Below are 21792 nucleotides of genomic sequence, written 5' to 3' on the forward strand. Positions count from 1 at the left end.
ATCATTTTACTCTTTAAGTTTATAAGTTAAGCTAATTTTGGAGTAGCATGAGGTTGTGAGAAATAAAAACCTTGGGAAAAATCTATACCTAATTCATCTATAATAGTCTGTACATTTTCATCATGTACAAATTCAGCGATACATGGTATTTTTACATTTTTTGCAAAAAATACTATAGCTCTGGCAACCTCATAACTTTTTTTATTTGTATGAATATCTTTTATGTATTTTGCATCTATTTTTAAATAGTCAATATCCAGATCTAAGACTCTCTCAAAGTTTGAATACTCTGAACCAAAATCATCAATGGCTAAAGAATAGCCCTTCGCTTTGATAGCACGAAGTTGTTTAATATGGTTTTTCTTTCCGTCTGAACTTACACCTTCTAAAATCTCTAAAATAACTCTTTGTGGATTTATGCCATACTCTATACATTTTGTATCAAGGTACTCCAAAAGATAATCTCGGGTTAAGTCATCTTCTGTAATGTTTATAGAAAAGTCACATTCATATTTCCCCAAACACTTAAAACTTTTATCTATCATAATCTTCGTAATCTCCGGTAATATCCCAGAAAGTCTTGCTGGTTCTAAAAATTTATTTGGTGTGATAATCTCACCATCAACTTCAATTCTGGCAAGTACTTCAAATTTTTCTATCTTTTTACTCAAGTTGTTTCTAATACCCTGATAATATGGAATAACTTTATCTTCAGCAATAGCTCTATAGAGTATTCTGTTTGATTCTATAAAAGATTCTCTTTCTTGATTTTTGGACATTTCTAGATCAAAAATAACAAGGTTATTTCTTCCGCGTTGTTTTGCATACTTTAATGCAGAGGACGCATTTCTTAAAAGATTTTCTCCTGCCACACAAGCACCATATGTAAAAGAAATATTTAACGTGATATCTTCTACAGATATTTCAGTATTATAAAAATAATTCTTAATCTTCTTCACTTGCGCTTTAACATCTAGAGCCTTATCTAGCAACAATCCAAATTCATCCGAATTAATTCTAAAGGTCATACCTTTTGCAAATGTATCATTTAAGATTTTAGATAAGCTCATAAGAAGCTTATCTCCTGTATCAAATCCGTATGCAGAATTTATATAAGAAAAATTATTTACATTAAGTAAAAGAAGTGTCTGTTCTTTGTTTGCAATAATTAAATCATCAAGTTGTGCTTTATTTGGCAACTCAGTCAAGTGGTCTCTGTATGCTGTTTTTTTTAGAAGTTCTTGTGTGTTTTTTAACTCTGTTAAATCTGTAAATATCCCCAGATAATTAGCTTCCCCTTCATCTGAAACAATTTTACTAATACTTAACCACTGCGTAATTTCACTTCCATCAGCCTTTATATTAATAATTTCATTAGCCCATGAAGCATTCTTATCTATACTAGACCACATTTCGTTATATAGTTCTTTAGTATTGTGTTTCGTCGCAAATATTTTTGGATTTCTCCCTATCACTTCATTCTCTGTATATCCATAAATTTTTTCAAAAGCACTATTTACTTCTATTATATTATTATCAGAGTTTGTAATAATCATTCCCTCTGCAGCATTTTGCATGGAGCTAGAAAAAAGTTTTAATCTTTGTGCATCTTCTTTATTTGAAAGAACAATATTCACAATAGATGCGGTAGTTTCCAGAAGTTTTTTATGAAAACTAGCAGGAGAACGATGTTCAAACGATGAGAGGGCAAATGTACCGATAGGCTCATTGTCTCTATTTCTAACTGGCATAGACCAACATGCGCAAAGATTAAAATCATGCGATACTTGTCTGAGATCTTCCCATCTACTATCACTAAATGTATCGCTGACATACTGTGCTTCATTATTAAACACAGCATTACCACACGAACCCCCCGTTGGACCAGGTTTTAAATTTTTTAAAGCCTCATGGCCTACTTTAGGAACAGATGGGGCAGATAATACACTCAAAAGCCCTGTGATTTTGTCTTGAATCATAACCGAAGCTACCGAATTGGGAAGTAAATTTTCTGCCATTTTACATAAATGAGTCAAAATATCATTAGCCTTTACTTGAGAAGCTATCATACCGAGGATTTCATTTTGTATGTTTAAAATATTATTGTACTCTAGAGTTGTAATAGGAACTTCGTCTATGGAACTGTTTTCTAATATCATACAGTTTTTATCTTTTGACATAGATTCTTCTCCTATTACTTATATAGATATATGTTATCTTCTAATAAGTTAATAATTACTTAGGATAACAAGAACTGGAGAAAATATGCAAAAACTTTTTGATGAAGTAGGGACACTGGATAATAGTTGTTACAATGTCTTTGGATTAAGTGAAGACATTCTAATGGAACATGCGGCAAATGGTATGAATATTTTTATTCGTGATACCTTTGATAAAAACTCAAAAATAATTATCGCATGTGGAAGTGGAAATAATGGTGCTGACGGGTTAGCTCTTGCTCGTCTTTTGCACGGGGATTATAATGTTGAAATATTTTACGTGCAAGAGCCAAAGTCCCCAATGGCGAGACTACAACTGGATCGTGCACATGCCATTGGAGTTAAATCAACCATAGAACTTAACAAATGTGATATTTTAGTTGATGCCTTATATGGGACAGGCTTTTCACGAGATTTTGATAATGAATCCAAATCAGTATTACAAACGATTAATAAAATGAGTGCATATAAAATTGCTTGCGACATTCCATCTGGATTAAAACAAAATGGTGAATGTGATAAAGATATTTTTCATGCAGATATAACACTTACTATGGGTGCCTTAAAAAGATCAATGTTTAGTGATGCAGCGAAGGAATTCGTTGGTAAAATAGAAGTTATAAACCTAGGAGTTGCAAGAAGTGTTTATGAAACATCTTCAAATTGGAACTTACTTGATCAAGAAGACCTAAAATTACCGTATAGAAATCAAAAAAATACACATAAAGGGCACTTTGGTCATCTTAGTATTCCTTGTGGCTATAAGTATGGTGCCAGTATGATTAGTGCTCTCGCAGCTCACAAATTTGGTACCGGACTTGTTACATTAGTAGGTCCGCAAGAGCCTAATACTATGCACTATACACTTATGCATGCACAAAATATTCCAGCCAACACAACTGCAATAGCTTCTGGAATGGGCATAGGAAATCAATTTAGTGAAGAAGAACTACGTTCATTTTTTGACAATTCACTTCCTTGTATCTTAGATGCTGATATATTTCATATGCCTATCCTTTTAGATTTACTCAAAAAAGAAAATGTTGTAATAACTCCCCATCCTAGAGAATTTATTGCTCTTTTACACCGAACAAATATTGCTGATATCAGTATTAATGAATTACAAAACGATCGATTTAAGTATAGTGAAGTATTTTGTAAAAAATATCCCAATATTACTTTACTACTAAAGGGAGCAAATGTTATTATTGCTCAAAATGATCGGTTCTTTATAAATCCGCATGGGACCTCTGCCTTAGCTAAAGGTGGAAGTGGAGATGTCCTTAGTGGTTTAGTAGGTTCACTTTTAGCACAAGGATATACAACATTAGATGCCGCTATTAATGCTTCACTCGCGCATACAAAAATTGTCCAAAACTACAAGGGTGCTGATTTTTCTCTTACACCTGAGGATTTAATTCAAGGAATTGGGAATTTGTAAGATTTCTTATGTTATAAAGTCACTAATAAATACTAAAAGCACATGCTAATTTTATGTAATAAAAATAAGGAAATAATTATATGGATAACATTTTAAAAATTGGAAAATATGAGTTAGGTTCTCGTTTAATCGTTGGAAGCGGAAAATATGACTCTTTTGAGACTACGAGAGACGCTACACTAGCAAGTGGAAGTGAGCTTATCACTGTTGCAGTTCGTCGTTTAAACATTACAAATCCAGACAAGGAAAATCTTCGTGATACTTTTGCTGGAACAAATGTAAGATTTTTGCCAAACTCTGCTGGTTGTGTAACTGCTGAAGAAGCAATTACAACTTTTAGACTTATGCGTGAAGCAACTGGAATTGATTTAATCAAACTAGAAGTTATTGGCGATACACAAAAAACTCTTTATCCTGATGTGCTTGAAACTATTAAGGCTTGTGAAATCCTTGCAAAAGATGGTTTTACGATTATGTCTTACACTTCAGATGATCCAATTATGGCTAAACGCTTAGAAGATGCTGGCTCACATGCAATCATGCCTCTTGCAGCTCCCATTGGTTCTGGTCTTGGAATTCAAAACCCTTACAACATTGTTTTCATTCGAGAAGCTGTTTCAGTACCGGTAATCGTTGATGCTGGAATTGGTTGTGCATCTGACGCAGCTTACGCTATGGAGTTAGGTGCTGCGGGTGTTTTAACTAACACTGCTATCGCTCAAGCACAAAACCCTATGATAATGGCTGAGGCTATGAAATATGCTGTAAAAGCAGGTAGAATGTCTTATCTTTCAGGACGAATTCCAAAGCGTCCATACGCAACTGCATCTTCTCCAATTGATGGGATGATACAATTTTAATAGAACGTAAAAGGAAATAATTCCTTTTACTGTACTTTATGTATCAAAATTATTTCGTAACTACTTTATTCCTACCACTATTTTTCGCTTTATAGAGTGCTTCATCTACCCGTTTTGTAAAATTATCTTCACTTTCACCATTAATATACTGTGTTACACCTAGAGAAATACTTTGTTTCGAAGCAGTTCCAAAATCATACACATCAACAATTTTTCTTATCTTCTCGGCAACAGCAGCTGCTTGTTCAAGAGTACTTGATTGGAGTGTAATTATAAACTCTTCACCACCCCATCGCGCCACGAAATCACCCGTTCTCACAGTTTCTGTAAGAAGCTTAGCTAAAGCAACTAATACCTCGTCTCCTACATCATGTCCATATGTATCGTTTACAGCTTTGAAATGGTCTATGTCTAAGAAAATGATAGAAAGTGGTGAAGAAGTACTTTTAGATAAAGTCATTTCATGCGTTAACACCTCTTTGAATTTTCCTCTATTAAATAACTGAGTTAATGCATCTCTGGTAGCTTCGTTTTTCAAAATTTTAATCATAGCTAATTCATCAGTAATGTCATCGAATATAATAATATGAATAACTTGACTATTTACCTGAATCTCTTTTGCATGAACTTTGAGATGTATCTCTTTTTCATGTCTATATATCATAACTCTGAGAGTCTGATTATGCTGTTCCCGTTGCAGATAGTTTATCCAATGTTCGCCCTTCATAGGTTGTTGTAAATAGCTATCATCATCAAGCTTCTCAAAAAGATCTGATACATGGCTATGGTGTAAAATAAACTCATCTAGAGAAGGTATTTCTAAAAAATCTAAAGCTGTCTCGTTTGCTAAAATAATCTCTGTTCCACTTGATACTATCATCAAACTTGTATCGGCATCTAGAACATTTTGTAGAAGATTTTTTGTTTGAGTTATCTCTTTCGTCCTTTGTTCAACTTTTGACCTTAAAATTTGATTCGACTGTATCTGTCTATGCATCAAAAATGTAATTAATGATAAAAATATGAATACCGTAACTTTTAAGATTATATTTCTATCTTCTATATCAGTTATAGATTTTCTATAGTTATCATTGTTGAGAGTAACACTCAGACCGCCTCTTACATCGCCAATATTATAACCTTGAGCTGCATGACAATCTAAACATTTTTTTTCAGTTAAGATTGCAGCTAAATATCTGAAATTTTCGTCATTAAACTCGTAATATTCTTTCACACTATGTTTTTCAATAAACTCTAATGCTCTTTGCTCAAATGCTTCAGCTTTATTGATAGGATTTAATGGATTTAAGCTTGTTAAATGAAATTTAAAATTTTCTTTATGCGCTATCTCTGATAATTGCCTAGCCATCGATGCATGATTTACCCTAAAAAGAGTCTCATTGCTATCTGTTGTAATCGTATTTAATGGTAAGTAGGGATGTGGTTTTAGTATTTTCTCAGAACGTACGTATACCCCGAGATATTGATCATTCCACTCTCTTGTACCTGATTGACTTTGAAAATGGGTTTGTGCTTGTTGTACCAATATATGTTGTTGGTGCTCGATGTTTCTATCTCGAGAGTCGTTTATAAAAAAGAAAATAGTAAATAAAGATATACAAAGGACAAGATAGAGTAGTATATATTTGTTATAATTTGTCATGCACAAATTATAACAAATATTTATCTAAAGATTACTTAAACCTCTAGTTTATCAGACAGATGTGTCATCAACAAGAGTTGGCCCATGTCTTCAAAAAATTTGTCTATCCCCATCCCTTTTACTTCTAACGAAAGTTTTAAAGCATCTAAAAAAATTTGATGAGAATCTACTGAAGCTTGCATAAATGTATCAACTATCCATTCTATTGAAAGCGAATGAACTTTCCCATTTACATCATATTCAACAGCAGACTTCAGGTTTATACCTTCACGTTTAATAATATCTTTACATTGCTGAGTAATTGTTCTCATAGAATTATATAACCCCCATAAGAGAAAGCATAACGATAAACATCGCCACTGGAGTTATGTAACGTAAAGAAAAATACCACACATCAAAAGCAATCCCTAGCTGTGGACGAAGGATTGCTTCAACTCTTTGCTTTTCCATGCTAAAACCAACAAATACAGCCATAACAAGTCCACCAAGAGGAAGCATAATTGCAGCAGTGATATGATCTACCCAATCAAAGAAGTTTTTATCTCCCCAAGTTAAAATCTCTTTATATCCATCTATGTTTGATAAGAGTGCGACAATACCCACAAGGTAAAAGAATAATCCCATAGATACAGAAGACTTTAACCTACTCCAAGAAAATCTATCCATGAAATATTGTACCATAGGCTCTACTAAAGAGACTGAGGAGGTAAGCCCTGCAAAGGCAAGAGCTAAAAAGAAAAGTACAGCGAATACATTTCCTATAATTCCCATCTCATAAAATGCCGCAGGTAAAGAAATAAATACAAGGCCAGGACCTTTTGCCGGACCTGAACCATACTGATACAAAAATGTAAAAAGCATAAGCCCCGCTACGATAGCGATAGAAGTATCCAAAAAAACAACCCAAAAAGCATTTGTCACGAGGTTCGAATCCTTCTCCATTGAAGCTGAGTATGTCATTATTGCTCCCATACCAAGAGAAAGAGTGAAGAAAGCATGCCCAACTGCTGTTACAAAAGCATCACCATCTATCTTAGACCAATTAGGAGAAAACATAAACTCAACAGCTTGGCCAAAAGCATCTAAAGTTGTAGCATATGCGAACATTCCGATTAAAATAATCATCAACGTCGGCATAAGAACAAGATTCATCTTCTCTATTCCACCTTTAATTCCACGGGTTAGTACATATGTAATCCAAATAAAGGCAAGTGTGTGATAAAAAAGTTGTGTCCAAACATCAGTATAAAGCATCGCATTAAAAGTTGTTTCAGCTTCTTCTACACTTGAGGGAAGGTAAGTAAGAGAAGTAACAATATAATGAAAAATCCAGCCAATAACAACAGAATAGAAGATCATAATAAAAAGACCAGCTAAACCTTGGAAACCACCAAATTTCCAGAGATTCTTATATTTAGGTGCTAAATCTTCAAACGATGTGACTCCATCTTTACGTCCAAGGTAACCAATAAGCATCTCTGCTATCATTATAGAAAAACCTATAAGGATTACAGTTAGAAGATAAACTAATACAAAAGCACCTCCACCATATTCCCCAGTTATATAAGGAAATTTCCATATATTTCCAAGTCCAACGGCACTTCCAGCTGCTGCTAAAATAAAACCTATTCTACTAAATCTAGCTATTTTCATGACATTTCCCCCTCTTTAATTGAGCTTATTATACTTAAAAATATTTATATATAAAAGAATTGCTATAAAAGTATTGACATTTGCTATCTTATTAACTATAATTCCACCTCATTAATCAGCGTCAGCTTGTTTTTTGAATATAGGTCGGGGTGTAGCTCAGTATGGTTAGAGTACCTGGTTTGGGACCAGGGGGCCGAAGGTTCGAGTCCTTTCACCCCGACCACCTTTTTTTTACAATACTTTATATTTAATTTTACTTTTATGGTGGGATTAGCTCAGTTGGTTAGAGCACTGGTTTGTGGTACCGGGGGTCGCGGGTTCGAATCCCGTATCCCACCCCATTCAACAATTTTAAATATAAACTTTTTTTACAATCAATGATAATTGGAAGCGTTCGTGGCTCAACTGGATAGAGTTTCGGATTTCGGCTCCGAGGGTTATAGGTTCGAATCCTATCGGGCGTACCACCTTTTTATTGACAAATCTGCCTCCTTAGCTCAGCTGGATAGAGCAACGCCCTTCTAAGGCGTAGGCCACACGTTCGAATCGTGTAGGGGGTACCACTTATTATTGTTATGAATTCTGCTTTATTTTATGCGGATGTGGTGAAATTGGTATACACGCCAGACTTAGGATCTGGTGCCGCAAGGCGTGGAGGTTCAAGTCCTCTCATCCGCACCATTTCATAAAGTAGACTTCATAACATTAATATTTTAAACTTTCTAACAATCACATGCGGATGTGGTGAAATTGGTATACACGCCAGACTTAGGATCTGGTGCCGCAAGGCGTGGAGGTTCAAGTCCTCTCATCCGCACCACACTTCAACATAAACATTCAAAATAACTTAACAATTAACACTCACTACTAAAATATATTATAGTAATAAAAAGGACCTATATGAGCAATGTAAAAATTTGGCACAACCCAAGATGTACAAAATCTCGTGAAGCAGTAAAACTTGTAGAAGAACTGGGGATAAGTGCTGAAATAGTAAAATACCTTGATGAACTGCCTGATGAAAAAGAAATAAAAAGTACTCTTAAAATGTTAGGTCTTTCTGCAAGGGAACTTATGCGTACAACCGAAGCAATCTATAAGGAGTTAGATCTAAAAAATGAAAATGATGAAGAAAAACTTATTGCTGCCATGGTAAAAAATCCAAAGTTAATTCAGCGCCCTGTATTATTTAAAGACGGAAAAGCTATTATAGGAAGACCTAGTTCTATTATTTCGGAATGGTTACTCTAAATAAAGAATAAATACTAATTAAGTTAACTTCATTAGTATTTAAAGTCCAGGTATTCTAGGTATCTTTCCCAATTTTGAATACCTACAATAGATTCCCCACCCTTTTTTAAGCCAATGACCGACAAAAGGCATAGGTATCATGAAAGCTCGTTTTTCATCTCTATATACAAATGCCGCACCATCCCCGCTGTCCATTACGCATAGTATATTTAGATGCGCATGATAACCTTTAAAATTATTTTGCCCTAACTCTCTTTGTGTAATGTTATAAGAAACATTCCTTGCCATTACTTCTGCAACGTGACCTTGTTTTGCTCTCCAGTCGTAACCTTCTAGTGAGGCAATATCTCCAATAGCATAAATATTTGTAGGCATGTTATAATTTACTTTACCGTCTTTTGAAAATATCACTTGAGAGAAATCATTTGTAGATACAAATCCAGCATCATTAACAGGTAAATCAGATCTTTTAATTACAGTATGCCCATCACCGGCTGGGATAAACATAGTAAAGTCCGTATCTAATTTTGTATCATCTTCAAACACTATACTTTTTTTATTAAATTGTTTTATCTTTTTTCCAAAGTGTGTTTTTATATCGAGCCGAGTAAAGAAAGTATCCATCATTTTAAGTGCTTTTGGTCCCATTCTCTTCCCTGGTTCAGCCATAGGAGCAAAAAAAGTTAGTTCAAATTTATCTCGGATACCTTCTTTTTTGAGCTGATTGTGTAGATTAAACATAAGTTCAAATCCGGGTCCTCCACGAACTGCAGAAGTATCTTTAGGATTCCCACCAAATCCAAAGCATATCTTCCCTCTACCTTTTTCTATGAGTATGTCAATTTGATCACGTATTAGTAAGGCTTGTTCTGGATCTCCACAGATAGACAGAGTATTCGTAAGGCCTTTATGTTTCATCTTGTGTGCACCCATAGCTACAACAAGATAATCGTAGTCTTGAATAACTTTTCCACTTTCTAATGTTATTTGATTTTTTTTAGCTGAGATATGACTGACTGGATCAATAATTAAACTAAAGCCATGAGCAGCTTGTAACTCTTTTAAATCGATACAAACATCTTCAAATTCACTTTCACGTGTGGGAACCCATATAGAAGTTGGATAAATATAAAAATAATCTCTATCGCTTACCAAAGTAACATTAAATTTCTGTTTTTTTAAATAAATTGCTGCTTCAATCCCTGCAAAACCACCACCGAGAATTAAAATATTTTTCATTTTTACTCCTGCAACTATTAAAATTGACTACTTAGGAATGTTACAACTTAAGATTTTAAAAGGATATTAAAATGATAATATAAAGACATTCATTTCAACTTAGATAGGGGATTTTTTTTTATTGACAAAATAAACTGCTAAGATACTCACAAGTCCACCAATCACTATATGCAATTCTATTGGTTCATCCAAAACTATAGAAGCAGAAAAAAGAGCAAATACCGGGACTATAAACATAAAAGAGCTTGTCTTTTGGCTTCCAAGTTTTCCACTTGCCATAAAAAATATAGTTGTTGCAACTGTCTGTCCAAATACACCTAAATAAATCATAGCAATCCAAAATCTTGTATCTTGCTCAAATACACTTAGTAAATCAGAATTAAATGCGTATAGATACGTTACAAGCGTTGATATAACTGCAATGACAAAGCTATAATGGATAGGATGAATATACTTATGTGAGTGTTGTGAGAGTATCGTAACACCTGCCCATATTATTGCGCAAAGTAAAAAGTAACTATTGGATCCATTTAAGAAAAGACTTATATCATTTAACTGTAGTAAAATGGCCCCACCAAGCAATCCGAAAAATAGACCAATAAACTGATGAGACAAAAGTTTTTTTCTAAATAATACTGCAACAAACATAAAAGTTATTACGGGGCTAAAAGTGGTAATTATAACACTTCCCGAACCTGCTAAACCATATTTCACGCCTAAAAATGATGAGATCATAAACGATATATTTAAAACTGTACTACTTGCTATGTATTTTAGACTTGATGGGTTAAAGTTAATTGGTGTTTTAAAAAAGTAAAGGATTGGTAAAAAAGCAACACTCATAATAAAAAATCGCCAAAAGATGATTACATCTATTGGTAAGTCAAGAGTTAAGATTTTAAGTGCAGTCCAACCACCACCCCAAAGGAGCATGGCGAGGGTAAGAAGATAAACTATGTCTTATTTTCTTCTAAGGCGAGTATGACAAGAGTAACATTGTCTAGATATTTGATGATAATCAGAGATAACATCATCAATATTTCCTGCAGCTAAAGAAATTAGCAAATCATCAGCATACATTTTAATCATTTTAACTCTTTTTTCAGCAAATTTTGCAGCATGTTTTTGGTTTTTCTTAAGGTATGTACTAGCATTTACTGCTAACATTGAATCAAGACCACTAATTAATCTATCTGTGGATGCTTTTAGTACTCTTGAATCATTATAATATGCAGCTTTTTGCATATCTACAATAGCATCAAGCATCATTCTCATATCTGAAGCAAGTCTTTTTTCTTCTTTAGCACCAGCGAATAGTGAGGTACTCAGCATAATTGCCATTATTACAGTTAATATTTTTTTCATCTTCATTCCTTAGTATTGAATCATTTCTTTCGTATATTCATTCATTGCTACTGTCTTAGCAGAACCTTCAACTTTTTTCTTACCTTTTCTTTTCCCACCATAGTATTTTTTTAACTCTGGTTTGAAAACTTTAAAGTATTCATGAAATTTGTCTCCACCAAGAACAGCACTTGCCCAAAGTGTGTCATCAGCAGCAACTTCAATAATAATAGAAGCAAGCGGTTGCTCAGCTGGGCCACCAAGTACTTTACATCCGCTACCAACATCATATGCAGCTAAATGAGATGAACATACCATAATCCCACCTTTAGAACCATCTTCTGGTGCATAAGCCATAGTCTCTTGACCTTTTTTACAATACTGTAAAAAACTATCCTCTGGAGTTGGGTGAGCCATTTGGTGAGCACAAATTGCCGAGTATGCAACGATAGTTCCTTTTGAACCAACACCACCTTTCCAAATATATTCTTCACCATCTGCAGAAGTTAGTTTAACATCTTTGTTTGTTGGAGCTGGAAGGTCTAATAAAATAGATGGAGTAGAAGCATGTGGGTAATTAAATACGTAGTTTACTTCTTTTTTAAGAGCACTTGCTTTTAATGGTGCACCTGCACCATCCATTAACTGTACTTTTTCAAATGCTTGAAATGCAGCACCATCAGATGCATATAGTTTACCTGTTATAGTTGAAGGTGAAACAGCTATCATAGCTCCAGTTGCACCAACAACTTTTAGAAAATTTCTTCTTTCCATGTGGATCCTTTAGTATAAGTTTTTTTTTATTGTAATAACAATTTTAAGATATAACTGTGAAATAATTGTGTATAAGTTAAAATTATTATTAGAGTAAAGAAGGCGATAAGCCTCCTTTAAATTACTAGTAGAAAAACAGTGTCTAAGCGAATAAATCTGCCATGATACCGCGGTACCAGTCACGAAGAGCTTTTGCAGTATTTTTAGAACGATATTTACCACTCGGAGCCTTAGGAACATGACCTTTTCCTTTAATAACAGCACCGGTCCAACTAAAGTCATGAGTAACCATGATTCCTTCTTCTGGACTGTGTCCAACCATTGAAAAACATACATTTGCAGCTTTAACTGGCTTAGTTTTAACACCAAGAGTATATGGCTTACCATGTAATCTATGAGCAATTTCCATTGCACATTCTTTACCAGCCCATACAGCAGTTTGACCTGATGGTGGGATTGCATGACCTACGATATCACCAACTGCATAAACATCTTTATCTGTTGCAGTTTGGAATGAACAACCAGCCATTTTAACTTTTTTGAATGCATCAGCTGTAGTTTTAAGTGTTGCCATTTGAACTACTGGAGAAGCTTTGTGATTAACGATTAAGTTACAAACAGCATATTTGTGAGATTTCTTGATAGATTTCATAATCATATCGCCATCTTCATCTTTTTTACCACTTGGTACTTTTTGCTCAAAGTGTATTGTTTTACTATCAAGATCAACATCAGTCACTTTTGTATGGTGAATATAAACTATTCTATCACCATAGATATCTTTTGCAGATTCTTTAAATGCACCCATTTTTGCAAATTTTGCACCGGGAACAAGAACAATTACTTTACCCATAATTTCTTCTTTTTCCATATATGCGGCAACCATTGCAGCTCTTTCATATGGAGCAGGAGGACAACGGAATTTCCCTGATGGAGCAGCAATAACAACATCGCCATCATCCATATTCATAAGTTGACGCTCTAGTGCAACGTGCTCAGAACCTGAAATCATTGCAGGTGGACATGCTCTTTGAACTGCTGCCGCATGTGCTTTTGTCCAAGTTGGGAATTGACCCTCATAGTTATAAGCAATACCTGGAGAAAGTACTAAAATATCATACCCAACGATACCAGCTGCAGTAGTTACTGTTTTAGCTGTACGGTTAATAGATATAACTTCTGATTTAAGCATAGCGTAACCATACTTTTCAATTGGCTGAGAATAATCAAATACAAATTTACCTAAATCCATACCTTCTAATTTACCTAAGTAAGTGTTAGAAACTGGACAAGCCATAAATGTATCATTTTTTTCAATTATTGCAATATCAAAATTTTTGTCAATTTTTTTAAGGTTGTTGGCAACAGCCATACCACCCATACCACCACCAATAATTAGTACTTTATGTTTACCTAGTAAAGTTCCTGTCATACCAGCTGCTGCTGTACCAGTTTCTCCAGCTACACAACCTGTTAAAGTTGATGCTGCTGCTACGGCAGCTACACTAGCTGCTCCTACTTTTATTGCGTCACGACGATTCATATTCATTATTTCCCCTTGAAATGTTGTGTATGTTATGTTTCAAAAATCCATGATAAGATTTTTGGACTGCGAAAATATTACAATTTCTAATGTTAAATAAGACTTAATCTATCTCCTCAATTATATGCCTTTGCATCCAAATTTTTTCTTTCTAATAAGTTTAAATTATGTTAAGTATTGTTAAATGTACTGAAATGTGTGATAATTTATAAAAAATGTACCTTTTTTACAGTTATATAATAAATAACTATATATTTATTTACTATTTCTTATTATTATATAAAAAATAAGAATTAGTAAATTTTTTTAGTAAATCTGAAAAAGTAACATTTACGAGTTTTTATAGAAGGTTTTTTTTTATCCAAATAGATAATACATATAATCCCCAGATATGTTTTTTAAAATTATTGTTGCTTGATGTTTTTAAATATTCATTGAGTTCTTTTTCTTTGAAGATACCAGTTTCTTTGTTAACTTCCTCTATCAGCTTTAGTTTGTTACTACTTAATAAGTACTCGTAATAAGGATTTGCAAAGCCTTTTTTTCTTCTACTTAGTATCACATTATTGAGATATGGCTCTAATGTTTTCTTGAGTAATGATTTTGTAACTCCAGATTCATGCCTCAATTGAGGAGAAAGACTAAATATATAAGAAGCAAGCTCATGGTCTAGAAAAGGTGTACGTGATTCAATATTATGAGCCATACTTACTCGATCGAGCTTTGTTAAGAAATGTTCAGCTTGATAAAGATGAAGATCTATATAACTATACCATGTAGATTCATGTGTATGTACTGAAAGCTCAAACCTATCTCTATAACTTTGTATATATTGTAGAGAGTGTCCCTCTTTTACATTCCGTTTCATTAAATTATTTTTTTGTAAATCAGTAAAGTTTTCTCCCGATGTTCTAAACAAAAGAGTATCATTAAAGATTCTTTTATAATGTTCCCATTCCCGATGCTGTGAATAATTTGCTTTAAAGTAGTTTTTGAGCCAATTTTTATGTTTTAAATTTCTAGCATTTTCAATATCTAAATATTCAAAATATTGTCTATAACCTAAAAACAACTCATCACTTCCTTCACCACTCATAACAACTTTATAACCATCCTTGGCGATGCTTTGAAATAAGAGGTATAAAGGAACTGCAGCGGGATCATTTAAGGGTTCGTCTAATGTATCAAGAACAGTATCACTCGCATCTACAAAATCATCTTGCGATATTATAATTTTTTTATTTTTTAAACCTAAATACGAAGCTGTATTTTCCGCATTACCTGTTTCATCATATTTAGAAAAACCTTCATAACCTATAGTGTATGTTTGTAGATTATGAGAATGTTTAAGTGCATAAGCATTAATAGCTGCACTATCTATACCACCTGAAAGTAATGATGCTATTGGTACATCAGCATGAAGTCGCATGGATATAGATTCGTCTAAGAGTTTTTCTAAAGACGCAACAACTTCTTCTTGTGATGTAATAATATTTGGCGTAACATCTAGCAAGTCAAAGTAGCGTTGAACAGTTACCACATTATCTTTGAACGTAAGGTATTCTCCTGCAGCTAACTTTTTAATACCTTGAAAAAATGTATGTGGAGGAGTAGGAGCTAAAAAAGAGAGATAACTCATAAGCGCATCTTCATTCATTTGCGTTTTTTGTAAAAATGGAGTGATTGCTTTAATCTCTGAAGCAAAGATGAAACTTTTGGCATGCATAAAAAAGAGAGGTTTTTTTCCAAGTCTATCTCTAAAAAGGTAAAGGGTATCCTTATCTAAAAGAGCAATAGCAAACATACCTCGTAGATGTAGCACAAAATCAATGCCCCATTTCAGATATGCGGCGATAAGTACTTCACCATCAGAAGAACTTTTAAATTCAAAGCTTTGAGAAAGTTCTTGCTTTAAGTCTTTATAGTTATATATTTCACCATTGAAAGAAAGTAAGATATTTTTGTATTTGAAAGGTTGATGAGCATTTTCCTGTAAATCTTGAATGCTCAGTCTTTGATGAGCAAAAAATAATTGATTTTTCTCAATAATACCACAGTGGTCGCGACCTCGATGAGATAATTTTGATAAAGCAGTTCTTGCTTTACTTGCGTCATATTCTCCAATAATTCCAAATATACCGCACATTAGTGAAAAAAACCAACTGTGATATCATTATTCATATAATCATCACGCATCTCAATACGTTTGACACCTAAACTTTTTGCAATCTTTTTTATTTTGTTAGCAGTAATATAATTAAATCTATCACTTTCTTTATTTCCACATAAAATATTAAAAATGAATGCTTTTTCGGATGCCTGCAAACAGTTTTGAATAAACATATGCGTCTCAAAGCTATTCAAAATATTCATAGCGCCACTGCAGATATAGTATTCACAAGAAGGAAGAACATCTACCGTTATATTTGCTAAAATAATTTCTTCTTTTGTATTTTCAGTAGCTATCGTACACATTTCGACAAGAGAATCTATACCAATATATTTATTACATTTCGTAGTTGCATATTGAAGGTAGGTAAAGAAATCTCCAAAACCACATCCGGCGTCTGCAAGTGAGTCTATTTTATTTGGAAGCATATCCAAGATGATGTCAAAGCGAAGTTCTTGAGTTTCTTGCGAAACCCAATTTACTCCTTGTGCACTTCTTCCATGTTTTTTTATAGAAGAGTGATAGAATTGTTCACTATCTATGCGAGGCATTTAACGAAAGATTTTATCTATATCTTTCGTTATAGCACCTGGGACTGTTGCAATTGTCATAAATTTTGACATTTTAAGTTGTGGATACATTATTGCAATATAATATTGTGGTGCCATGATCTTTGCTTCACCATTTTCTATAAGTACTGGATAAGGAAGAATACCAGAATTTTGATAACCAATTTTCTTAACGAATTTTGATGTTCTTTTCCCAAGTTTTACACCAACAACAATACTTCCATTACTTAAATGTTGTGTATATATAATTTTCTTACTCTTTTTTACTCTTTTTAAAAGTTCTTCATTTTTAGCTTTTCCAATGACTTTCATATCTTGATAAAAAGGCATATTTTCCATAAATTGATAGCGCTCAAGTGCAGCAAACTTTACAACTTCTTTAGAATTTTTAAGGTCAGAAAACTGACTTCTTATATCAGACAGCATTTTTTCAGCTACATTTGGATTATATTCTTTTTGCATAAAAGCTTTCATAATATAAATAGGGTTTGAAATATTGACAAGTTTGTTTTTAGCGTCTACAACAACTCGTAATGTTCCTGCAAATCCACGTATATTTTTAGATGCAGCTTTTTTCATCGCTTCATTTGTAAAGACAATCGAAGTAACAGTTCCTTTTTTATCTACTTTAAATATTGAAAGAATATCAAATCCAGCATTTTTCAATTTATTTACTACATCTCCGACGCTTAAAAGTGGAGATTGAATATATGCAGTAACCCTAGCATTATCTATGTCTCCAGGTAAAATCTCTTTTACTTCAGAGTTCCTTTTTTTACTAAATCTCTCAGGAGCTACATTTGTAGAAAAAATAATTTTTTCCCTTTTAGGATATATATCTTCTAAATTTTCACAAATTATATTTCCATTTTCATCTACTAACTTTACAGACAACTGGATTGCTTCTGGTGGTTTAGGAACAGTTGGTAGAGTTATTGTATGCACTTTCGTAATTTTCTTAGCTTGTGATATTGCTACTACTACTTCAGTCTTTGCTTTTATAGGTACTCTCTTTGCTTGAACTTTGGTTGCAACTTTTTTTACAACAATAGGTTGAACTTTTGTTTCAACTTTATCTACAACTGGAATAACTGTTTTCGCTACTTTAACTTCTAGTTCTTTTTTTATTAAAAAAGTTTCTTCAATCGGTGTAGTTTTTGCTTTTTTTATCTCGGCTATAATATCTTCTACTATTAAATCAGCAGTGTTTGTTTGTTCAGCGTCTGTTTGCGCGAATACAGAGCTTGTGCTTAGTACTAAAGTACTAATAAGTGCTAGTATACTTATTTTATTCATCTATATTCCTCTTTTCATATTTATTGTAGAAGTTCTATTTCTATTCTTCGGTTTTTTGCACGGCCTTCAGGTGTACTGTTCTCAGCGATTGGATTTTTTGATCCCATCCCAATAGCAGTAAGTCTTGTCAATTTAACACCATGTCCAATCAATACTTCCATCACAGCATTTGCCCGCTTTTGAGAGAGTTGCTTATTGTTTCCCGTACTATTTTCACTATCTGTATAGCCATAAATAATTGCTTGGTAACTTTTATTGTCCAGTAAAAATAAAGCGAAATTTTCTACTTCAGGTAGAGTATCGTCCATAATTATAAATTCTTTAGCTTTAAAGTTGATTTTTAAAACTGCTGTTTGTGGGCAACCCACATTATCAACTATAAATTCAGTACTTGTATCTGGACATGAATCACGAGTATCAGGTACACCATCTTCATCATAATCTGGTTCACAGCCTTTAAGATTAACTGTTATTCCATCTTGAGTGTTTGGACATTTATCATTTTTATTTGCTACACCATCATTGTCAGTATCATTTAAAATCATACAGCCAAAAAGATCTACTTTATTACCGTTAAGTGTTTGGGGACATTTATCTTTATCATCATGTACTCCATCCTTATCACTATCCGCAAAATAGTTATTTAGCGAGATATCAGCTTCTTCAAGGGAGATTGGCTGGATGAGAGGGAACTCATTTCTACTTATTTCTCTTGCATTTGAAGAGTATATAAGAACAGATAGGATGAATAAAAATAGATATCTCATAAAGTCCCTTAATTAATAGTAGTCTGAAATGATATAGTATAAAGCTTATAAGCTTTCTTAACTTTTGACTTAATCCTGTTATCTATAAAGAATACTAGTCTTTTTGTGTAATAATTGGACAAATATTTATAGGGGATAAAAAGATGACTAAAGAAAGATTAGTACTAGGTGGTGGATGTTTTTGGTGTGTGGAAGGTGTATTTTCAAATGTAAAAGGTGTGTTAACTGCAATTAGTGGCTACACTGGAGGGCAGATAGCAAACCCTAGTTATGAAAGTATTTGCACAGGTACGACAGGTCATGCAGAGATAGTTGACATTATATATGATGCAGATATAGTTACTTTATCTGAACTTTTAGATATCTTTTTTGTGATTCACGATCCAACGACACTAAACAGACAAGGGGCAGATAGTGGTACCCAGTATCGCTCTGTTATTTATTATGAAAATGAAAAATCACAGATTGATATAGAAGAGTTTATTCAAAGTATTCAAGGAAATTTTAGAACTAAAATAGTTACCGAAGTAAGTGAATTAGGAAGCGTATATCAGGCAGAAGCATATCATCAAAATTACTATAAACTAAATTCGTCTGCTGGATATTGTCAAGCGGTAATCGCACCAAAACTACAAAAGTTCATGACAAAATTCCCTCAAAACTTAGGATAAGAAGCCTATATATTTTGTTAAAATATTGTTTCTAATTTATGAGTGTTGACTTTTATTATTGATGGGTCTTTTTCACTTATAACACCATCTACTGTTGATAGAAGGAGTTCTATTTCACAACTTAGATACTCCGAAGTTGTAATAGGAGAAAAGTTTTCATCTTCAAAGGCAGATTTCTTTGCATTGATGATGATATCTTCAATAAGGCTACGGTTTGGGTTTTCTGAGTATGCCGAACCACGTAATTCATGATCAATATAAAGATTTACTCGTGTTGCAATTTTTTGCTCTAACAAGGGATGCTCTTGAAGAAGGAATGATTTATCTATAGTTCTTTGCATTTCAAGAACTTCAGCAATAGAGTCACGAGCAAGTTGTAACAAAACAGAACGTGGCATCTCTAACTCCTAGTGTGAAATCTTTCTCTGGAACTATTATACCAAGTTTTAATTTTGTTACTTCCCAATAAGAATTTCATACGATAATTTTTTTGTTTTTTTACAAATTAACTTAGGGTTCTTAAATAATATTATAAGGAAGCTAGAGGAAGAAGATGCTATAGTAAAAATAACAGTAACGGATCACTGCTATTTTAAGTTTAGAAGAAAGGATAACTAATGTTGCTTAATCATCTCATTTTTTAGACTAACTTTAACTTTAGCATACATACCTGGAAATACCATGTCATTTGTTTTGTCAAAATGAATGCGTATTTTAAATGTATGTGCCATTGGATTTGCGCTTGGAACAATTGCTTTAATGTAACCATCTATTTTATAGTCTAATGATGGAATTTCAATATTAACAATTTTATCACGCTTTACATATTTTAAATCAGACTCTGCGACTTCTGCCTGAATTTCAAGATGATCCATATCTACTATAATCATAGTAAGCATACCAGGGCCTACCATATCTCCAACACGAATTCTTTTATCTACAATAACACCATCATTCGGAGCTAGAATTTTTAAATACCCGGCAATTGTTGCAAATTGTTTTACTTTTTCAGATGTTTGTTCTACTGCAACTTGCATCGATTCAACTGCTTTATCTGCATTATCTGCAAGATCTTCTAAATCTGCGATTCTAGCTCTAAAGTTTTGCTCGTTAAACTTTTTTCTATTTCTATGTAAATCATCCTTGTCTTTTTGAACAGAACGTGCACGTGATTGAAAAGAATCTAACATGAGTCTTGCTTGTGCTAATGCTAAATCTGCTTGTGCTTCCATAATGTCAAACTCAGCTGATTCTAGTTCATAAAGGATATCCTCTCTATAAACTTTATCTCCAATCTCAAAGTTAACTCTTTTTACATAACCCATATATCTAGATGGTATCATCTTTTGGTTATTCGATATAACTGTTCCAGTTAAGACTAAATTCCCAGAAAATAGGGAACTAATTGCAAGTGCTATAAGTAGTATGTATTTCATTTAGTATTCCTTAATTACCAGTTTCTTGTTTCTCTATGGCACGCCATGCATTGTGCAAGAATTTTCTTGTATGCTTGAACGGCTTGCGCAGAGTCTCCATTTTTAAATCTTTGTAAGATTGTTAAAGATTTTTGATTGATTTGTCTTACAACTTTTCTCGTCATCTGAACTTTATTATTCATATATCTAGTCATAATATCTTTTTCTTCTAACTCTTCTAGAGGAGGTCTAACTCCCTCAACTGATGACGTTAAGTGTTCTACGCCCTTGGCAACAGTATCATAATTATTATAGAAGAAACCACTTTGTATAGTATTCATTGCCTCTGCCATTTCTTGCATATCTTTTATTCTATCTTCTCTTGTATAGCTATCACTATAAAGGAGACTGGATAATAATAGCAATGATAATAGTATTTTTTTCATTGTATTCCCTTCGCAAATTTTAAGTATTGTATCTTAATATTTTAAAATTCACTACCATTAAATGAGTTTTAAACTTATTTTTAAACGCTTTGTAGCGTATCAAAACAGATGTATCAAATAATTATCATTACTTTGAATTATCCTTAAGTTAAGTATAAGTTATACTGAGTTATACTTTCACTCAACAACAATTAAAATGATTAAAAAATAAAATAAGAATTCACAAGGAAAATAAAATGAAAAAAATAGCAATAAGCGTAATCGCAGCAGTAGTATTAACAACAGGTTTATCAGCAGATTTAAACACGATTATCAAGGATATCACAGGTACATTTACATCTATGTCCACTGATGCTAAAGATAGTGCAAACTCTACAGTAACAGGAACAGTGGAAGTTTCTAAAAGTGGTGAAAGAACTACAACTGCAGTAAGTAAAGATTCTAAAGATACTGGTGTTAAATTATCAGACG

The 21792-nt window shown here is 33.2% G+C and carries 20 protein-coding genes, 6 tRNA genes and 1 pseudogene; 11 read left to right on the top strand and 16 right to left on the bottom strand.

Annotated elements, in window-relative coordinates; translation table 11 throughout:
* Positions 1-26: 26 nt before the first annotated feature.
* Positions 27-2180, bottom strand: coding sequence for an EAL domain-containing protein (locus ACI9TV_RS02295; RefSeq protein ID WP_415249143.1), 2154 nt, complete (start codon positions 2178-2180; stop codon positions 27-29).
* An 85-nt stretch (positions 2181-2265) separates the two neighbouring features.
* On the opposite strand from ACI9TV_RS02295, the gene ACI9TV_RS02300 reads away from it, so the two are divergent.
* Entirely contained in the window at positions 2266-3660 is a 1395-nt protein-coding gene (locus ACI9TV_RS02300) for an NAD(P)H-hydrate dehydratase (protein ID WP_415249144.1), read from the top strand.
* Positions 3661-3740: 80 nt separating this feature from the next.
* Entirely contained in the window at positions 3741-4520 is a 780-nt protein-coding gene (locus tag ACI9TV_RS02305; RefSeq protein ID WP_415249145.1) for a thiazole synthase, read from the top strand.
* A 49-nt stretch (positions 4521-4569) separates the two neighbouring features.
* Here the strand turns inward: ACI9TV_RS02305 and ACI9TV_RS02310 are convergent, their stop codons facing one another.
* Genes ACI9TV_RS02310 through ACI9TV_RS02320 form a run of 3 tightly spaced genes read right to left on the bottom strand, consistent with a single transcriptional unit; the run spans position 4570 to position 7836 of the window.
* Positions 4570-6183 (bottom strand): diguanylate cyclase, encoded by a 1614-nt coding sequence (locus ACI9TV_RS02310; RefSeq protein WP_415249146.1) that lies wholly within the window; start codon positions 6181-6183, stop codon positions 4570-4572.
* Between the two features lie 35 nt (positions 6184-6218).
* Positions 6219-6494: a hypothetical protein gene (locus ACI9TV_RS02315; RefSeq protein ID WP_415249147.1), complete on the bottom strand. Its 276-nt coding sequence runs from the start codon at positions 6492-6494 to the stop codon at positions 6219-6221.
* A gap of 4 nt (positions 6495-6498) precedes the next feature.
* Complete coding sequence (locus ACI9TV_RS02320; RefSeq protein WP_415249148.1) at positions 6499-7836, bottom strand: sodium-dependent transporter; 1338 nt, start codon at positions 7834-7836, stop codon at positions 6499-6501.
* Between the two features lie 145 nt (positions 7837-7981).
* Between ACI9TV_RS02320 and ACI9TV_RS02325 the strand changes: the two genes are divergently transcribed.
* From ACI9TV_RS02325 to arsC, 7 genes are all read left to right on the top strand, one after another.
* Positions 7982-8059 (top strand) — tRNA-Pro (locus tag ACI9TV_RS02325).
* 41 nt (positions 8060-8100) lie between these two features.
* Positions 8101-8177: transfer RNA gene (locus ACI9TV_RS02330), tRNA-His, on the top strand.
* Between the two features lie 49 nt (positions 8178-8226).
* Positions 8227-8303: transfer RNA gene (locus tag ACI9TV_RS02335), tRNA-Arg, on the top strand.
* 19 nt (positions 8304-8322) lie between these two features.
* A tRNA-Arg gene (locus ACI9TV_RS02340) sits at positions 8323-8399 on the top strand.
* Between the two features lie 33 nt (positions 8400-8432).
* Positions 8433-8517 (top strand) — tRNA-Leu (locus ACI9TV_RS02345).
* 54 nt (positions 8518-8571) lie between these two features.
* A tRNA-Leu gene (locus ACI9TV_RS02350) sits at positions 8572-8656 on the top strand.
* Between the two features lie 80 nt (positions 8657-8736).
* Positions 8737-9087: an arsenate reductase (glutaredoxin) gene (gene arsC, locus ACI9TV_RS02355; protein ID WP_415249149.1), complete on the top strand. Its 351-nt coding sequence runs from the start codon at positions 8737-8739 to the stop codon at positions 9085-9087.
* Positions 9088-9126: 39 nt separating this feature from the next.
* Here the strand turns inward: arsC and ACI9TV_RS02360 are convergent, their stop codons facing one another.
* From ACI9TV_RS02360 to ACI9TV_RS02400, 9 genes are all read right to left on the bottom strand, one after another.
* Positions 9127-10326, bottom strand: a complete 1200-nt coding sequence (locus ACI9TV_RS02360) for an NAD(P)/FAD-dependent oxidoreductase (protein WP_415249150.1) — start codon at positions 10324-10326, stop codon at positions 9127-9129.
* A 99-nt stretch (positions 10327-10425) separates the two neighbouring features.
* Positions 10426-11283, bottom strand: a complete 858-nt coding sequence (locus tag ACI9TV_RS02365; RefSeq protein WP_415249162.1) for a DMT family transporter — start codon at positions 11281-11283, stop codon at positions 10426-10428.
* A 3-nt stretch (positions 11284-11286) separates the two neighbouring features.
* On the bottom strand, positions 11287-11691 hold the full coding sequence (locus ACI9TV_RS02370; RefSeq protein ID WP_415249151.1) for a hypothetical protein: 405 nt from the start codon (positions 11689-11691) through the stop codon (positions 11287-11289).
* 9 nt (positions 11692-11700) lie between these two features.
* The gene (locus tag ACI9TV_RS02375; protein WP_415249152.1) at positions 11701-12444 is read right to left on the bottom strand and encodes a Rieske 2Fe-2S domain-containing protein; all 744 of its coding nucleotides are present in this window, start codon (positions 12442-12444) and stop codon (positions 11701-11703) included.
* Between the two features lie 142 nt (positions 12445-12586).
* Complete coding sequence (locus ACI9TV_RS02380) at positions 12587-13993, bottom strand: FAD-dependent oxidoreductase (RefSeq protein WP_415249153.1); 1407 nt, start codon at positions 13991-13993, stop codon at positions 12587-12589.
* A gap of 334 nt (positions 13994-14327) precedes the next feature.
* The gene (gene asnB / locus ACI9TV_RS02385; protein WP_415249154.1) at positions 14328-16133 is read right to left on the bottom strand and encodes an asparagine synthase (glutamine-hydrolyzing); all 1806 of its coding nucleotides are present in this window, start codon (positions 16131-16133) and stop codon (positions 14328-14330) included.
* Positions 16133-16708 (bottom strand): class I SAM-dependent methyltransferase, encoded by a 576-nt coding sequence (locus ACI9TV_RS02390; RefSeq protein WP_415249155.1) that lies wholly within the window; start codon positions 16706-16708, stop codon positions 16133-16135. The genes asnB and ACI9TV_RS02390 overlap by 1 nt, the downstream gene beginning before the upstream one ends.
* Positions 16709-18022, bottom strand: a complete 1314-nt coding sequence (locus ACI9TV_RS02395) for a hypothetical protein (RefSeq protein ID WP_415249156.1) — start codon at positions 18020-18022, stop codon at positions 16709-16711. It abuts the gene before it with no gap.
* A gap of 20 nt (positions 18023-18042) precedes the next feature.
* A complete protein-coding gene (locus tag ACI9TV_RS02400; RefSeq protein ID WP_415249157.1) occupies positions 18043-18789 on the bottom strand; it encodes an OmpA family protein in 747 nt (248 codons plus the stop codon).
* Positions 18790-18932: 143 nt separating this feature from the next.
* Here ACI9TV_RS02400 and msrA point away from each other — a divergent pair, with 143 nt between their 5' ends.
* Positions 18933-19460: a peptide-methionine (S)-S-oxide reductase MsrA gene (gene msrA / locus ACI9TV_RS02405; RefSeq protein WP_415249158.1), complete on the top strand. Its 528-nt coding sequence runs from the start codon at positions 18933-18935 to the stop codon at positions 19458-19460.
* Positions 19461-19477: 17 nt separating this feature from the next.
* Here the strand turns inward: msrA and ACI9TV_RS02410 are convergent, their stop codons facing one another.
* The 3 genes from ACI9TV_RS02410 to ACI9TV_RS02420 all read right to left on the bottom strand — a co-directional run bounded on the left by ACI9TV_RS02410 (position 19478) and on the right by ACI9TV_RS02420 (position 21321).
* Entirely contained in the window at positions 19478-19858 is a 381-nt protein-coding gene (locus ACI9TV_RS02410; RefSeq protein ID WP_415249159.1) for an AMMECR1 domain-containing protein, read from the bottom strand.
* Positions 19859-20074: 216 nt separating this feature from the next.
* On the bottom strand, positions 20075-20896 hold the full coding sequence (locus ACI9TV_RS02415; RefSeq protein ID WP_415249160.1) for an efflux RND transporter periplasmic adaptor subunit: 822 nt from the start codon (positions 20894-20896) through the stop codon (positions 20075-20077).
* 14 nt (positions 20897-20910) lie between these two features.
* A complete protein-coding gene (locus ACI9TV_RS02420; RefSeq protein ID WP_415249161.1) occupies positions 20911-21321 on the bottom strand; it encodes a cytochrome C in 411 nt (136 codons plus the stop codon).
* A gap of 236 nt (positions 21322-21557) precedes the next feature.
* Between ACI9TV_RS02420 and ACI9TV_RS02425 the strand changes: the two are divergent.
* A pseudogene (locus ACI9TV_RS02425) lies at positions 21558-21792 on the top strand (hypothetical protein); the annotation flags it as partial.

The sequence above is a fragment of the Sulfurimonas sp. genome (assembly GCF_047622445.1).
Lineage (GTDB): Bacteria > Campylobacterota > Campylobacteria > Campylobacterales > Sulfurimonadaceae > Sulfurimonas.

Bases quoted from the DNA above. Each gene is read 5' to 3' on its own strand.
- ACI9TV_RS02295 (WP_415249143.1), bottom strand. From the start codon at position 2,180: ATGTCAAAAGATAAAAACTGTATGATATTAGAAAACAGTTCCATAGAC.
- ACI9TV_RS02300 (WP_415249144.1), top strand. From the start codon at position 2,266: ATGCAAAAACTTTTTGATGAAGTAGGGACACTGGATAATAGTTGTTAC.
- ACI9TV_RS02305 (WP_415249145.1), top strand. From the start codon at position 3,741: ATGGATAACATTTTAAAAATTGGAAAATATGAGTTAGGTTCTCGTTTA.
- ACI9TV_RS02310 (WP_415249146.1), bottom strand. From the start codon at position 6,183: ATGACAAATTATAACAAATATATACTACTCTATCTTGTCCTTTGTATA.
- ACI9TV_RS02315 (WP_415249147.1), bottom strand. From the start codon at position 6,494: ATGAGAACAATTACTCAGCAATGTAAAGATATTATTAAACGTGAAGGT.
- ACI9TV_RS02320 (WP_415249148.1), bottom strand. From the start codon at position 7,836: ATGAAAATAGCTAGATTTAGTAGAATAGGTTTTATTTTAGCAGCAGCT.
- arsC (WP_415249149.1), top strand. From the start codon at position 8,737: ATGAGCAATGTAAAAATTTGGCACAACCCAAGATGTACAAAATCTCGT.
- ACI9TV_RS02360 (WP_415249150.1), bottom strand. From the start codon at position 10,326: ATGAAAAATATTTTAATTCTCGGTGGTGGTTTTGCAGGGATTGAAGCA.
- ACI9TV_RS02370 (WP_415249151.1), bottom strand. From the start codon at position 11,691: ATGAAAAAAATATTAACTGTAATAATGGCAATTATGCTGAGTACCTCA.
- ACI9TV_RS02375 (WP_415249152.1), bottom strand. From the start codon at position 12,444: ATGGAAAGAAGAAATTTTCTAAAAGTTGTTGGTGCAACTGGAGCTATG.
- ACI9TV_RS02380 (WP_415249153.1), bottom strand. From the start codon at position 13,993: ATGAATATGAATCGTCGTGACGCAATAAAAGTAGGAGCAGCTAGTGTA.
- asnB (WP_415249154.1), bottom strand. From the start codon at position 16,133: ATGTGCGGTATATTTGGAATTATTGGAGAATATGACGCAAGTAAAGCA.
- ACI9TV_RS02390 (WP_415249155.1), bottom strand. From the start codon at position 16,708: ATGCCTCGCATAGATAGTGAACAATTCTATCACTCTTCTATAAAAAAA.
- ACI9TV_RS02395 (WP_415249156.1), bottom strand. From the start codon at position 18,022: ATGAATAAAATAAGTATACTAGCACTTATTAGTACTTTAGTACTAAGC.
- ACI9TV_RS02400 (WP_415249157.1), bottom strand. From the start codon at position 18,789: ATGAGATATCTATTTTTATTCATCCTATCTGTTCTTATATACTCTTCA.
- msrA (WP_415249158.1), top strand. From the start codon at position 18,933: ATGACTAAAGAAAGATTAGTACTAGGTGGTGGATGTTTTTGGTGTGTG.
- ACI9TV_RS02410 (WP_415249159.1), bottom strand. From the start codon at position 19,858: ATGCCACGTTCTGTTTTGTTACAACTTGCTCGTGACTCTATTGCTGAA.
- ACI9TV_RS02415 (WP_415249160.1), bottom strand. From the start codon at position 20,896: ATGAAATACATACTACTTATAGCACTTGCAATTAGTTCCCTATTTTCT.
- ACI9TV_RS02420 (WP_415249161.1), bottom strand. From the start codon at position 21,321: ATGAAAAAAATACTATTATCATTGCTATTATTATCCAGTCTCCTTTAT.